At 65.0% G+C, this 13,722-nt stretch carries 18 protein-coding genes; 15 read left to right on the top strand and 3 right to left on the bottom strand.

The window, feature by feature from the left end; translation table 11 throughout:
• Positions 1-21: 21 nt before the first annotated feature.
• From acpS to pyrE, 3 genes are read right to left on the bottom strand one after another with little or no spacing between them, the layout of a single operon-like run.
• Complete coding sequence (gene acpS, locus CA833_RS09455) at positions 22-432, bottom strand: holo-ACP synthase (protein WP_142635736.1); 411 nt, start codon at positions 430-432, stop codon at positions 22-24.
• The gene (locus tag CA833_RS09460) at positions 429-1,169 is read right to left on the bottom strand and encodes a pyridoxine 5'-phosphate synthase (RefSeq protein WP_207077837.1); all 741 of its coding nucleotides are present in this window, start codon (positions 1,167-1,169) and stop codon (positions 429-431) included. Before CA833_RS09460 ends, acpS begins: the two co-directional genes overlap by 4 nt.
• 54 nt (positions 1,170-1,223) lie before the next feature.
• A complete protein-coding gene (gene pyrE, locus CA833_RS09465) occupies positions 1,224-1,808 on the bottom strand; it encodes an orotate phosphoribosyltransferase (protein ID WP_142635732.1) in 585 nt (194 codons plus the stop codon).
• Between the two features lie 218 nt (positions 1,809-2,026).
• Here pyrE and coxB point away from each other — a divergent pair, with 218 nt between their 5' ends.
• From coxB to CA833_RS09540, 15 genes are all read left to right on the top strand, one after another.
• A complete protein-coding gene (gene coxB, locus CA833_RS09470) occupies positions 2,027-3,067 on the top strand; it encodes a cytochrome c oxidase subunit II (RefSeq protein WP_207077838.1) in 1,041 nt (346 codons plus the stop codon).
• A 28-nt stretch (positions 3,068-3,095) separates the two neighbouring features.
• Positions 3,096-4,793: a cytochrome c oxidase subunit I gene (gene ctaD, locus CA833_RS09475; protein WP_207077839.1), complete on the top strand. Its 1,698-nt coding sequence runs from the start codon at positions 3,096-3,098 to the stop codon at positions 4,791-4,793.
• Between the two features lie 118 nt (positions 4,794-4,911).
• Positions 4,912-5,832, top strand: coding sequence for a heme o synthase (locus tag CA833_RS09480; protein WP_207077840.1), 921 nt, complete (start codon positions 4,912-4,914; stop codon positions 5,830-5,832).
• Between the two features lie 9 nt (positions 5,833-5,841).
• Complete coding sequence (locus CA833_RS09485) at positions 5,842-6,003, top strand: hypothetical protein (RefSeq protein WP_207077841.1); 162 nt, start codon at positions 5,842-5,844, stop codon at positions 6,001-6,003.
• Positions 6,003-6,617, top strand: coding sequence for a cytochrome c oxidase assembly protein (locus CA833_RS09490; protein WP_142635723.1), 615 nt, complete (start codon positions 6,003-6,005; stop codon positions 6,615-6,617). The genes CA833_RS09485 and CA833_RS09490 overlap by 1 nt, the downstream gene beginning before the upstream one ends.
• A gap of 91 nt (positions 6,618-6,708) precedes the next feature.
• Complete coding sequence (locus CA833_RS09495) at positions 6,709-7,530, top strand: cytochrome c oxidase subunit 3 (RefSeq protein WP_142635721.1); 822 nt, start codon at positions 6,709-6,711, stop codon at positions 7,528-7,530.
• A gap of 97 nt (positions 7,531-7,627) precedes the next feature.
• A complete protein-coding gene (locus CA833_RS09500; RefSeq protein ID WP_207077842.1) occupies positions 7,628-8,215 on the top strand; it encodes an SURF1 family cytochrome oxidase biogenesis protein in 588 nt (195 codons plus the stop codon).
• Between the two features lie 236 nt (positions 8,216-8,451).
• Positions 8,452-9,852, top strand: coding sequence for a threonine synthase (gene thrC / locus CA833_RS09505; RefSeq protein ID WP_207077843.1), 1,401 nt, complete (start codon positions 8,452-8,454; stop codon positions 9,850-9,852).
• On the top strand, positions 9,852-10,751 hold the full coding sequence (locus tag CA833_RS09510) for a class I SAM-dependent methyltransferase (protein WP_207077844.1): 900 nt from the start codon (positions 9,852-9,854) through the stop codon (positions 10,749-10,751). The genes thrC and CA833_RS09510 overlap by 1 nt, the downstream gene beginning before the upstream one ends.
• Before the next feature lie 20 nt (positions 10,752-10,771).
• On the top strand, positions 10,772-11,143 hold the full coding sequence (locus CA833_RS09515) for a dihydroneopterin aldolase (protein ID WP_142637914.1): 372 nt from the start codon (positions 10,772-10,774) through the stop codon (positions 11,141-11,143).
• A gap of 3 nt (positions 11,144-11,146) precedes the next feature.
• Entirely contained in the window at positions 11,147-11,473 is a 327-nt protein-coding gene (locus CA833_RS09520; RefSeq protein ID WP_142635713.1) for a Rossmann fold domain-containing protein, read from the top strand.
• 8 nt (positions 11,474-11,481) lie between these two features.
• A complete protein-coding gene (gene moaA / locus CA833_RS09525) occupies positions 11,482-12,486 on the top strand; it encodes a GTP 3',8-cyclase MoaA (RefSeq protein WP_142635711.1) in 1,005 nt (334 codons plus the stop codon).
• 2 nt (positions 12,487-12,488) lie between these two features.
• On the top strand, positions 12,489-12,749 hold the full coding sequence (locus tag CA833_RS09530; RefSeq protein WP_142635709.1) for a MoaD/ThiS family protein: 261 nt from the start codon (positions 12,489-12,491) through the stop codon (positions 12,747-12,749).
• Positions 12,706-13,197: a molybdenum cofactor biosynthesis protein MoaE gene (locus CA833_RS09535; RefSeq protein ID WP_207077845.1), complete on the top strand. Its 492-nt coding sequence runs from the start codon at positions 12,706-12,708 to the stop codon at positions 13,195-13,197. Before CA833_RS09530 ends, CA833_RS09535 begins: the two co-directional genes overlap by 44 nt.
• A gap of 89 nt (positions 13,198-13,286) precedes the next feature.
• On the top strand, positions 13,287-13,592 hold the full coding sequence (locus CA833_RS09540; RefSeq protein ID WP_207077846.1) for a hypothetical protein: 306 nt from the start codon (positions 13,287-13,289) through the stop codon (positions 13,590-13,592).
• Positions 13,593-13,722 lie beyond the last annotated feature (130 nt).

A 13,722-nucleotide genomic window follows, 5' to 3' on the forward strand; every position in this document is an offset into this window, starting at 1 on the left:
GTCCAGGGCGCAAAACTCGTATCAAGAGGTAGGGAGGGGGCGTGCTTCGATGATCACGAAGGCCTGGGCCCATGGGTGGTCGTCGGTGAGCGTGAGGTGAATGAAGGCCTCGTGACCGGCGGGAGTCATGGCATCGAGCCGGTCCTTCGCCCCGCCCGTCAGCGCCAGTGTCGGGGCGCCGGAAGGGGCATTGACGACGCCGATGTCCTTCATGAACACGCCCGCCTTGAAACCGGTGCCAACCGCCTTGGAGAACGCTTCCTTGGCTGCGAATCGCTTGGCCAGCGTGCCCGCCACGGTGTGCGGCCGGCGTGCCGCCTTGGCCTGCTCGGCCGCGGTGAAGACGCGTTGCAGGAAACGCTCGCCATAGCGGTCGAGCGAACTGCGGATCCGCTCGATGTTGCACAAGTCCGAGCCGAGGCCGATGATCATCGCACTTCGTCCATCAGCATGCGCATCTTCTTCACGCTCGCGTCGAGCCCGGTGAAAATCGCTTCGCCGATCAGGTAATGGCCGATGTTGAGTTCGGCGAGTTGCGGGATCGCGGCGATCGGCTGGACGTTTTCGTAAGTGAGACCATGGCCTGCATGCGGCTCGATGCCGTTCTTGGCGGCAAGCGCGGCCATGTCGACGATGCGGCGCAGTTCGGCCGCCACCTGTTCGCCTTGGGCATGGGCATATTCGCCGGTGTGGAACTCCACCACCGGGGCGCCGAGCTTCATCGCCGCCTCGATCTGGCGGGGCTCGGGGGCGATGAACAGACTGACGCGGATGCCCGCGTCCGCGAGCCGGGCGACGATCGGGGCGAGGCGGTTGTGCTGCCCCGCCGCGTCGAGCCCGCCCTCGGTCGTGCGTTCCTCACGGCGCTCGGGCACGATGCAGGCCGCGTGCGGGCGGTGCCGCAGCGCGATGGCCAGCATCTCGTCGGTCGCCGCCATCTCGAGGTTGATCGGCAGCCCGGTGGCCGAGGCTACGCGTTCGAGATCCTCGTCGCGGATATGGCGGCGGTCCTCGCGCAAGTGCACGGTGATGCCGTCACCCCCCGCCTGCGCCACGATCTGTGCGGCGCGGGCCGGATCGGGATGCTCGCCGCCGCGCGCGTTGCGGATGGTGGCGACGTGGTCGATATTGACGCCGAGGCGCAGGCGGGAAGGTGTCAGGACGTTCATTCGCTTATCCGAGCTATTTGTCCGAATCCGGGGCTGGCCCCAGGGGGCAAGGCGTCAGGGCTTCGCGCGGCTGCCCGGCTTGACGGCAGGGGTGGCGGCCAGTTCCGGCGGCAGTTCGTCGGGCGCGTAAGTCGGGAAGTTCAGCGCGACGAGCGGGAAGAACGGCACGCCGAGATCGACCGAGCCGCCCGAACGGTCGACCAGCGAGGCGGCCGCGATCACTTCGCCGCCGGCTTCCTCGATCGCCTTGATGGCTTCGCGGCTGGAGAGGCCGGTGGTGACCACGTCCTCGACCATCAGCACTTTGTCGCCCGGCTCGAGGCTGAAGCCGCGGCGCAGTTCGAAAGTCCCGGTCGGACGCTCGACAAACATCGCGTCGACTTGCAGCGCGCGGCCCATTTCCTGGCCGATGATGACGCCGCCCATGGCCGGCGAGACGACCTTGTCGATGCTCTTGCGAATATCGTGGGGGAGTTTTGCAGCGATCGCCACGGCGAGTCGCCCGGCCCGGTCGGGGTTCATCAGCACGCGCGCGCACTGCAGGTAGTGTGCGCTGTGACGGCCCGAGGAAAGCAGGAAATGCCCTTCAAGCAAGGCCTTGCTGGCGCGGAACTCGGCGAGGACTTCTTCTTCCTGCATTGGGGTGTAATCCTTTGGTGCAATTTGCAATGTTCGGGCACGTTATCGCGCCGGCATGGAGCGAAAATCCCCTAGAGGCGCTTGAGACAAGCGGCAAGGCCGCGTATAGCCCCATGAGAAGGGGGGCAAAAGCCTCCGCGACAGGGGTGCGCGTTTGGGAGGCGACTCACTGAGACGTGTCTCTTGCGCGAATAAGAAAACGGGAAAGCGCTATATCCATGACAGTGGGCAAGACCGTTCGTAATTGGGGTGAGGCTGCAAGGGCCTTTGGATTGACAGTTTCCGCATTGGCGACCGTTTTCGGCGGCTCTGCGGCCGCGCGTGCGGCAGATGCTGCAGCGGGCACGGTGGCGGCCGGCTATACGCCGATGAAGCCGACCCCCGGCATCGGCATGCCGGTGCCGGGCGCCTTGGGGCTGCAGCAGCAGTTTTCGCCCACCGGCGAATACGGCGCCTGGATCCACCATGGATTGCTCTGGGTGATGGGCCTGATCTGCCTGTTCGTGCTGATCCTGCTGCTGATCATCGTCGTACGGTTCAATCGCCGTGCCAATCCGGTGCCATCGAAGACCAGCCACAACACCGTTCTCGAAGTGGTGTGGACGCTGCTTCCGGTGCTGATCCTGGTGGGCATCGCGATTCCCTCGATCGACCTCATCGCCAAGCAGTACAAGCCCGCGCCCAAGACCGCGCTGACCATCAAGGTCACCGGCAACCAGTGGTTCTGGACTTACGGCTACCCGGACAACGGTGATTTCGAAGTCGTCTCGAACATGCTGAACATTCCCGGCCAGCCGGTGATCAACAACGGCGTGCGCGAGGTCGGCTCGAAGCCCTGGGACGGCCCCTCGCACCTCGAGGTCGACAACCGCATGGTCGTGCCGGTGGGCGAACCGATCCGCCTGCAGATTACCGCGGCCGACGTGATCCACTCGTTCGCCGTGCCCTCGCTGTGGTTCAAGCTTGACGCAGTTCCCGGCCGCATCAACGAGAAGGTCCTCGTGGTCGAGAAGCCGGGCGTCTATTACGGCCAGTGTTCCGAACTGTGCGGCGCCAAGCACGGCTACATGCCGATCGCGGTCGAGGCGCTGCCCCGCCCGCAGTACGACGCCTGGGTCCTGACCCACGCCGGCGGCGTGATCGACAGCCGGGTCAAGGCCGCACCGGCGGCTCCCGCTGCCAAGGCCGAACCGGCCGCAGCCGCCACGGCGGAAGCATCGCAGGCTCCCGCCGGCGATGCCGCCGCAGCTGCCGAATAAGCGCGAATTGAAGGACAGGGCCTAGACCATGGCAACCACAGCAGACCACTTCCAGGCGCACGGCGACGGGCATGGGCACGCCGATCACGATCACGATCACGATCACAAGCCAAGCTTCTTCGCGCGTTGGTTCATGTCGACCAACCACAAGGACATCGGCACGATGTACCTGATCTTCGCGATTTTCGCGGGGATCGTCGGCGGCGCCGTATCGGGCGTGATGCGCGCCGAGCTGGCCGAACCGGGTATCCAGTACCTCGGCTTCTTCGCCAGGCTGGTGGGCGACAATCCAGACGACTTCAATGCTACCCTGCACATGTGGAACGTGCTGATCACCGCTCACGGCCTGATCATGGTGTTCTTCATGGTCATGCCCGCGATCATTGGCGGTTTTGGCAACTGGTTCGTGCCGATCATGATCGGCGCGCCGGACATGGCCTTCCCGCGCATGAACAATATCTCGTTCTGGCTGACGGTGGCGGGCTTCTGTTCGCTGATGTTCTCGGCCTTTGTGCCGGGCGGAACCGGCATGGGCGCGGGAACCGGCTGGACCGTCTATGCGCCGCTTTCCACTTCGGGCTCGGTGGGCCCGGCGGTCGACTTCGGCATCTTCTCGCTCCACCTTGCCGGTGCCGGCTCGATCATGGGCGCGATCAACTTCATCACCACCATCTTCAACATGCGCGCGCCTGGCATGACCATGCACAAGATGCCGCTGTTTGTCTGGTCAGTGCTGGTAACCGCCTTCCTGCTGCTGCTCTCGCTGCCGGTTCTGGCCGCCGCGATCACCATGCTGCTGACCGACCGCAATTTCGGCACGACCTTCTTCGATCCGGCGGGCGGTGGTGATCCGGTGCTCTACCAGCACCTGTTCTGGTTCTTCGGCCACCCTGAAGTCTACATCATGATCCTGCCGGGCTTCGGCATCATCTCGCAGATCATCTCGACCTTCTCGAAGAAGCCGGTGTTCGGTTACCTGGGCATGGCCTATGCGATGGTGGCGATCGGCGTGGTCGGGTTCATCGTCTGGGCACACCACATGTATGCGACCGGCCTTTCGGTGAACACCAAGATGTACTTCACCGCCGCCACCATGGTGATTGCGGTGCCCACCGGTATCAAGATCTTCTCGTGGATCGCGACGATGTGGGGCGGTTCGGTCGAGTTCAAGAGCCCGATGGTCTGGGCGATCGGCTTCATTTTCCTGTTCACCGTGGGCGGCGTCACCGGCGTCTACCTTGCCAACGGCGGTGTCGACGACGTGGTGCATGACACCTATTACGTGGTCGCCCATTTCCACTACGTGCTCTCGCTGGGTGCGGTAACGGCGCTCTTTGCGGGTTTCTATTACTGGTTCCCGAAGATGAGCGGGCGGATGCACTCCGAGTTCCTGGCCCACGTGCATTTCTGGGTCTTCTTTGTGGGCGTGAACATGATCTTCTTCCCGATGCACTTCCTCGGGCTGCAGGGCATGCCACGTCGTTACCCCGACTATGCCGAGGCCTATGCGCACTGGAACTATGTCGCCACGATCGGCTACATGGTCATGGCGGTGAGCATCGGGGTGTGGCTGGTGAACATCCTCTATGCCTTCGTCGCCGGCAAGAAGGCCTCGGACAACTACTGGGGGGAAGGCGCCACTACGCTGGAGTGGACGCTGACCAGCCCGCCGCCGTTCCACCAGTTCGAGACGCTGCCTGTCATCGGCGAGACGGCGCACCACTAAACCGCATTCGCGCCGCCGCCTCGGGACCATTTTCGGGGCGGCGCCCGGACACGGTTTTATGCTCTGGTTTACGCAGGCCTCGCTTTTTGGAGGCCTGCGGGTGTATGGGCCCGGAACCATGACCACCACGAGTCCTTCTTCGACGGCCGCGACCTCGCTTCCGGCCGACTGGCGCGACCTGATCGCGCTGACCAAGCCGCGCGTCATCAGTCTTGTGATCTTCACCGGCCTGTGCGGGCTGCTGGCCGCGCCCGGAGCCATCCACCCGGTATTAGGCTTCACCGCGATCCTGTGCATCGCCATGGGGGCAGGCGGTGCCGCTGCGCTCAACCAGTGGTGGGAGGCGGACCTCGACGCGGGCATGAAGCGCACGGCGAATCGTCCGCTGCCGCAAGGCCGGCTCGATCGCACAACCGCGCGTGATTTCGCGGGCGTGCTCTGCGCGGTTTCGGTCTTCCTGATGGGTTTTGCAGTCGGCTGGCTGCCGGCGGCGATCCTTGCCATCTCGATCTTCTATTATTCCGTCGTCTACACGATCTGGCTCAAGCCGCGCACGCCCCAGAATATCGTCATCGGCGGTGGTGCAGGCGCTTTCCCGCCGCTGATCGGCTGGGTCGCGGTGACCGGCCATGTTACCATGATGCCGGTACTGCTGTTCGCGATCATCTTCTTCTGGACGCCGCCGCACTTCTGGGCGCTGGCCCTGTTCGTGAAGAGTGACTACGCCAAGGTCGGCATTCCGATGATGCCGGTCGTGGCCGGCGAAAAGTCGACCCGCCGCCAGATCCTGGCCTATGCCGTACTGCTGCTGCCGCTGACGGCGGCGCCCTGGTGGATCGGTGGGACCGGCGCTTTCTACGGCATTTCCGCGCTGGTGCTGTCCGGCCTGTTCCTGCTCCTGTCGATCCGCGTGGGTCTGCGCGAACGCGACGGGGCCGAGGACAGGATGAAGCCGGAGAAGCAGCTTTTCGCTTATTCGATTCTCTACCTCTTCGTGCTGTTCGCGGCACTGGTGGTGGATCGCTTCATCATGCTTTGAGGAGAGGACATGACGCAGCCCAGCAAGACGGAGCCCGTGCAGGGCGAGGTCGTCCAGCCTGATCCGCGCACGCCTGAAGAAATTCGCCGCAGCCGCAACAAGGTGCTCGGCCTCAGTCTGGCGGCTTTTGTGGTACTGGTGTTCCTGATTTCCATCGCGAAGATGGGCTGATGTCCGGGGTGGCAGGCGAGGGGAAGGGGACGCGCAGCAATCGGCGTGTTGCGTTCATCGCCCTGTCGATGGCGGTAGGAATGCTGGGGCTGGGGTTCGCCTCGGTGCCGCTTTACCGGATCTTCTGCCAGGTGACTGGTTATGGCGGTACCACCCGCCGGGTCGACGAGGCGCAGGCCGCCGCTGTCCAGGGTGTGGGCAAGACGATGTCGATCCGCTTCGACGCCAATGTCGAGCGCGGCATGCCCTGGCAGTTCAAGCCGCTCCAGCGTACCGATACGGTGACCATCGGCGAGCGCGACATGGCGCTGTTCTGGGCGAAGAACGATTCCGGCAAGGTCATCACCGGTACTGCCAGCTTCAACGTGGAGCCCGAGCAGGCGGCGCGCTACTTCAACAAGATCCAGTGCTTCTGCTTCACTTCGCAGACCCTGCAGCCGGGGGAGGCCGTGAAGATGCCGGTGATCTATTACGTCGATCCGGCCATCCTGAACGATCCCGACAACAAGGACGTGCAGCAGATCACGCTGAGCTACACCTTCCACGTTACCGGCATCGCCGATGCGACGGCGGGCGATGCGAAGGCACTGGACCGCAAGCAAACGGGCGGTTAAGGCTTTGCCCAAGAAATAAATCACGGGGGGGAACCAAGCTCCCCCGCAAAGATTCGAACAGGCAGATTCGAGCAACGGGGACGAAGGCGCCATGGCCGGTACCAAGAACCACGACTATCACATCCTTCCGCCGGACATCGCGCCGCTGGCGACCACGATCGGCGCATTGACGTTCACCACCGGCATGGTGCTGTTCATGCACAAGATGCCGGGCGGGGCCTTCGTGCCATGGCTCGGCCTGGCGATCCTGCTGGCCTCGATGTTCATGTGGTTCTCGAAGATCGTGGGCGAGGCCCATGCCGGCGATCATACGCCGGTGGTGCAGTTGCACCAGCGCTACGGCATGATCCTGTTCATCGCCTCGGAAGTGATGTTTTTCGTCGGCTGGTTCTGGGCCTTCTTCGATTTCTCGCTGTTCCCCTCGACCATCGCCGAGGTGGTGGGCGGTCAGTGGCCGCCCAAGGCGATCGAGGCGGTCATGGATCCTTTCGCGCTGCCGCTGCTCAACACGCTGATCCTGCTGTGCTCGGGCACCACGGTGACCTGGGCGCACCATTCGCTGATCCATGGCGATCGTGACGGCCTGAAGAAGGGCCTCTGGGCGACGATCCTCCTTGGCCTGCTGTTCTCCACCATCCAGGCTTACGAGTATCTCCACGCCCCGTTCCCCTTCGGCCAGAACACTTATGGTTCGGCCTTCTACATGGCGACGGGTTTCCACGGCTTCCACGTGATCGTCGGCACCATCATGCTGATCGTCTGCCTGAAGCGCGCCTACAACGGCGATTTCACGCCGCGCCAGCACTTCGGGTTCGAGGCGGCGGCGTGGTACTGGCACTTCGTCGACGTCGTGTGGCTGTTCCTGTTTGTCGCCGTCTACGTCTGGGGCGGCTGGGGTTATCCTACGCACTGAGGCTGACTCACTGATCCTTCGCAAGGATCGCACCCATTTCGAAAGGGCAGCCGGAGTGATGCTTCGGCTGCCCTTCTCGCATCAGGACACCCGGCAAATGCCCCGCATCCCCATCCTGCCTACGCTGATCGTCCTCGCCGCCGTCGCGGTCATGGTGAAGCTGGGCTTCTGGCAGCTCGATCGGTTGCAGCAGAAGGAAGCTCTGCTTCGCGAATATGCCTTCGCCAGGGCCAGCCCGCAGGTTGTCGATTTCGAGCACGACCTGCTTGTGGACGGCCCGGGCTTGTACGGAAAGGTAGCGCTCGACTGCACGAAGGTAGGCCCCGACCAACCTCTTGCCGGACGAAATGCTCATGGCGAACCCGGTTGGGCGCACCAGTTCGATTGCGCCTTTCCGATGCGTCTCAAAGGGGAGGCCCACCGCAACGTCGTCATCGGCTGGAGCAATTCGCCTGCCGTGGTCGAATGGCACGGCGGCCGCGTCGTAGGCACGCTTTCCCCGGACAGGGACCATGGCGAGCGCGTGATCGCCGATCCGCCGCTCGGCGGACTGGCTGCCAATGCCAAGCCCGACCCTTCCGAAATTCCCAACAACCACCTCGCTTACGCCGTCCAGTGGTTCCTTTTTGCCGCCACGGCGCTGGTGATTTACGGGCTGGCTTTGCTGAAGCGGGGGCGCAAGTAATGAAGGAATATCGGGAATTCGCCTGGTCCCGTCATGCCGGCGTAACCGCAGGGAACGGATGACGGGAGCGGGGAGCGGGAGCAAGGGGCTGGCTTCGATCCTGTTCCGGGCCGCAGGGTAAGCCCGCAGCGATCCTTTTTCCCGGCGGCCCAGCTTCTTCCCCCTTTAGGAATTGTTCGCGCGCCAGCCCAACGACAGGCTTTTCATTTCGCGTCCCTGCGGCTAACCGCGCGGGCATGGACTATATCAGCACCCGCGGCAGCGCACCGGCGCTCGACTTCGAAGGCGCCACGCTCGCCGGTCTCGCATCCGACGGCGGCCTCTATGTGCCGCGGGAGTGGCCGCGCTTCTCGGCCGACGAGATCGCTGCGATGGCGGGGCTGCCCTATGCCGAACTGGCCGCCAAGGTCATGTTCCCCTTTGTCGAGGGCAGCCTGACCTACGACCGCCTACTGGAACTGACCACACAGGCCTACGGCCGCTTCGCCCACAAGGCGGTGACGCCGCTCAAGCAATTGGACGAGCAGCAGTGGGTGCTGGAACTGTTCCACGGCCCGACGCTCGCGTTCAAGGACGTCGCGCTGCAACTGCTGGGCCTGCTCTTCGAGGAATTCCTCGGCCGTTCGGAGCGTAACCTGACCATCGTCGGCGCGACCTCAGGCGATACCGGTTCGGCGGCGATCGACGCGGTGGCGGGCCGTGCCAAGGTCGATATCTTCATGCTGCACCCCAAGGGCCGCGTGTCCGACGTGCAGCGCCGCCAGATGACCACGGTGCTGGCGCCCAACGTCCACAACATCGCCATCGACGGCTCGTTCGACGACGCGCAGGCGACCGTGAAGCGCATGTTCAACGACAAGGCGATGACCGATCGCTTCGCCATCGGCGCGGTGAACTCGATCAACTGGGCGCGCCTGATGGCGCAGGTGGTCTATTACTTCGCCGCTGGACTCCAGTTGGGCGCGCCGCACCGCAAGGTTGCCTTCTCGGTGCCGACCGGAAACTTCGGCGATGTCTTCGCCGGATATGTCGCCGCGCAGATGGGCCTGCCGGTCGAGAAGCTGATCGTTGCCACCAACGTCAACGACATCCTTCACCGCGCGCTGGCAGACGGCGACTACTCGCAGGGCACGGTAACGCCGACCGCGGCGCCCTCGATGGACATCCAGGTTTCGTCGAACTTCGAACGCCTGCTGTTCGACCTCGGCGGCCGTGACGGCAAGGCGCTGGCCGAGCAGATGGCCGGGTTCGAGGCGACCAAGGCCATGCAACTGACCAATGCGCAGCGGGAAGGCGCCGCCGCGCTGTTCTCGTCGGCCCGCACCGACGCCGACGAAATGGCCCAGGCTATCCGCTGGGCCTGGGAGAACTGCGGCGAGCTGATCGATCCGCACACCGCCTGCGGTCTGTTTGCCGCCCGCACCGCCGGTATCGATGCCAAGGTTCCGATCGTCACGCTGGCGACCGCGCATCCGGCCAAGTTCCCCGATGCGGTCGAGCGCGCAACCGGGCAGCGCTCGGGCCTGCCTGCACGCGTCGGCGACCTGTTCGAACGTGAGGAGAAGTGCGTCGACCTGACCGGCGACTACGAATCGATCGCCGATTTCGTGGCCCAGCACGCGAGCCCGAAGATCTGATGGCACGCCTGGAAACCCAACCCGTCATCCTCGCCGGAGAGGGCTGGGACGATTATGGCCTTGTCGATTCGGGGCACGGTCGCAAGCTGGAGCGCTATGGCGACTACCGCTTCGTGCGCCCCGAACCGCAGGCGATGTGGACCCCGCGCCTTGAAAACTGGGACGCGCACGGTGAATTCGTACCCGGATCGGACGAGGACGGCGGTGGCAGGTGGCAGTTCGACAAGCCGGTGCCGCGCGAAGGCTGGCCGCTCTCGTGGAACGAAGTCAGATTCACCGCGCAGTGCACGCCGTTCCGCCATCTCGGCTTCTTCCCGGACATGGCGCCGGTGTGGGACTGGATGCGCGAAATGCTTGCGGGCAGGAGCGATGCCAACACGCTGAACCTGTTCGGCTATACCGGGGTCGGCACCATGGCGCTTTCGGCGCATGGGCCGGTGACGCACGTCGATGCCTCGAAGAAGTCGGTCGGTCAGGCGCGCGAGAACGCGGCGCTGGCGGGCCTGGAGGATCGCCCGGTCCGCTGGCTGATCGACGATGCCGCCAAGTTTGCCGCGCGCGAAGTGCGCCGGGGCAAGCGTTATGACGGCATCATCCTCGATCCGCCCAAGTTCGGCCGTGGTCCCACCGGCGAGACATGGCGTCTGGAAGAGAACCTGCCCGGCCTGCTGGCCGATTGCCGCCAGTTGCTCGACGCCGACAGCAAGTTCCTGTTCCTCACCGTCTATGCCGTGCGCATGTCTTCGCTGGCGCTGGCCGGGCTGATGGAGGAACTGTTCCGCGACCTGCCCGGAACCATCGAGCACGGCGACCTTTCGGTGCGCGAGGACCGCATCTCGGAAAATGGGGGCCGCTTGCTGCCGACGGCAATCTTCGCACGCTGGCGCAATAACGGCTAAGGGCCTGAGCCATGACCGCCATCACCGATTCGCTTATCCTCGAAGTCGCCGATTTCGAACACGACGTTCTCACCGGGATCTACTCGGAAGAGACCGGTAAGCCGCAGCCCCTGCGCTTCACCATCCAGGTCTCGATGAAGCCGATCGACCGCTACACGCCCGACACGCCGCTGACCGAGAGCAAGAACTACATGGATCTCAAGTTCGCGGCCAGCGATGCGCTGCCCGCCGGGGTCCATTTCAAGCTGATCGAGGCGGTGGCCGATCACGTCTGCGAGACTTTGTTCCTGCAGGACGCGCGGATCACCGCGGTGACGGTGAAGATCGTCAAGCTCGCCATTGCCGAAGCGGGCGAGAAGATCGGCATCACGCTCACCCGGCAGCGCCGCTGAGCCATGATCCTGCGCGTAGGGCCCCTGGCGGTGAATCCGCTCGATGCCGCCGCGCAGTTCCATGCCGAGGTCCTGCCTGCCGCCCGCGCTGCCTTGCAGGGCGGTGAGGAGCTGACGCTGGTGTTTGCGCCTGCCGATCATACCCACCGGGGCTGGCGCCTTGCCGTCGTGCAGGAGCTGGCCCGCGATCATGCCCCTCTCAGGGTCAATGCGCTGTGCGGCGGGGACGAGCAGGCCATCGTCGCGGCGGCGGATTGGCTGGGCCGGGCACCGGGCGTCACCGGGCAATACCTTCCGCTTGATGCGAAGGGCGCGGGGGCCTTAGTATAGCCCCAGCCATGAGCCTCGCACCGCCCCTCGTCGACCAGTTCCAACGCCGCATCACCTACTTGCGGCTTTCGGTGACCGATCGCTGCGACTTGCGCTGCTCCTACTGCATGCCCGAGCGGATGGCCTTTCTGCCCAGGAAGGACGTGCTCAGCCTTGAGGAACTGCACAAGCTCTCGCTCGGCTTCATCGCTCGGGGCGTGACCAGGCTCAGGCTCACCGGCGGCGAACCGCTGGTGCGGCGCGATGCGATCGAGTTGGTTCGCGCGCTGGGCCGCAAGCTCGGTGATGGCCTGGAGGAACTGACCCTCACCACCAACGGCACCCGCCTGGCCGAATTTGCCGACGATCTCGCCGCGGCTGGCGTGCGGCGGATCAACGTATCGCTCGACACGCTGGACCGCGCGACGTTCGCGCGCATCACCCGCCGGGATTCGCTGCCCCAGGTGCTTGAGGGGCTGGCGGCCGCCAAGGCGGCGGGGATCGCCGTGAAGCTGAATACCGTCGCTCTCAAGGGGCTGAACGAACAGCATATCCCTGAAATCGTCGGCTGGGCGCACGGGCAGGGCTTTGACGCCACGCTGATCGAGGTCATGCCGCTGGGCGAGGTCGAGGAAGACCGCATCGACCATTACCTGCCGCTGCCGGCGGTACGCGATGATCTCGAGCGACGCTGGACGCTGACGCCGAGCGGCCACCGCACCGGCGGCCCGGCGCGCTATTTCGATGTGGTGGAAACTGGTGGCCGGATCGGTTTCATCACACCGCTCACCGGGAACTTCTGCGAGAGCTGCAACCGCATCCGCGTCACCGCGACCGGGCAGCTCTATGCTTGCCTTGGTGGCAGCGAGCGGGTGGACCTGCGCGCTGCGCTGCGCAGCGCGGATCCCGACACTGCGCTCGGTGCCGCGTTTGACGCGGCAATGCGGATCAAGCCGGAACGCCACCACTTCGCCATCGACAGGCGCGGCGCCGCCCCGGCGCTGGCACGCCACATGTCGATGACGGGAGGCTGAGAATGCAGGCAAGACTGGTGTTCCTCGGCCGTCTCGAGGACCTTGCAGGCGGGGCAGACCATGACCTGGCCGCCAGCGCGCCGCTGGACTGGTATGACGTGCTCGGCTGGCTGGGCGATCATTTCGTGCCGGAACTGGCCGATACCGTGGCTGGGGATAAAGTCCGGGTGGCGGTGAACGGTGCGCTGCTGGGCGACAAGCACGCGCTGGTGCTGGCCGATGGCGACGAACTCGCGTTCCTTCCGCCGGTCTCGGGAGGCTGAGGTGGACAGCCAGGTCCGCCTGCTGACCGCGCCGTTCGATCCCGCCGCCCTGCTGGCCGCGTTCACGGCGGGCCTGCCCCATGCCGGCGGGGTCGTCAGTTTCCTCGGCCAGGTACGGGCGGGCGAGGGGGTGGAGGCGCTCGAACTTCGGCATTACGAACCGCTGACGCTTCCGGCCATGCGTGACCTTGCGGCGCGCGTGCGCGGGCGCTGGGATATTGACGGTTTGCTGATCGTCCATCGCAGCGGCGAGATGGGCCCGGCCGAGCCGATCGTGCTGGTCGCCGCCGCCGCGCGCCATCGCCGCGATGCTTTTGCCGCTGCGGACTTCGCGATGGATCACCTCAAGAGCGAATCGTGGTTCTGGAAGCGCGAGAAGCACGGCGGGATCTGGCACTGGATCGAGCCGCGCGAGCAGGATTTCGAGGACATCGCCCGCTGGGGGTGAAGCGGCGCGCGCAAATGGCGACTGCGTTTGATTCGCATCAATGAAGCCCGGCTTCTCCTGCTGCATTGCCGTGGCAGGAGATCATCGCCATGACACAGCGGCTCAGTCAGCAACAGGTTCGAGACCTCATCGTCGATGCGCCGAGACGTGTCGTCGGCGAGCGCGCAAGTGCAGCGCCTGGCCCCGTCCATGTCGCCGCCGCGGCCGTCTATCTTGCTTTCATCGGGCTCGTGGCCGGCCTGTTCCTGCGTCCGGAACTGGCCCTGCCGATGGTGACGTTTGCCGGCCTGCTTGTCGCGGGCCTCGGATTTGCCGCTGCCTGGACAAGGCGGGCGGCAAGTCGGCGCAGCAATGCCGCCTGGGCAGCAGTGGGCGTGACGGGAATGGAACTCTGAGTGCAAGGGCGGCGACAGGCGGGACGACCATCTGCGGTCCTCTTCTTTCCTGTGCTGATCCTGGGATGAGGGCAGGCCGTCTGCCCTGATCGTCGCCTGATCGGCTCGTGGCCCCGGCCGGGGGGCTTCT

Source organism: Novosphingobium sp. KA1 (genome assembly GCF_017309955.1).
In the GTDB taxonomy this organism is placed as follows: Bacteria; Pseudomonadota; Alphaproteobacteria; order Sphingomonadales; family Sphingomonadaceae; genus Novosphingobium.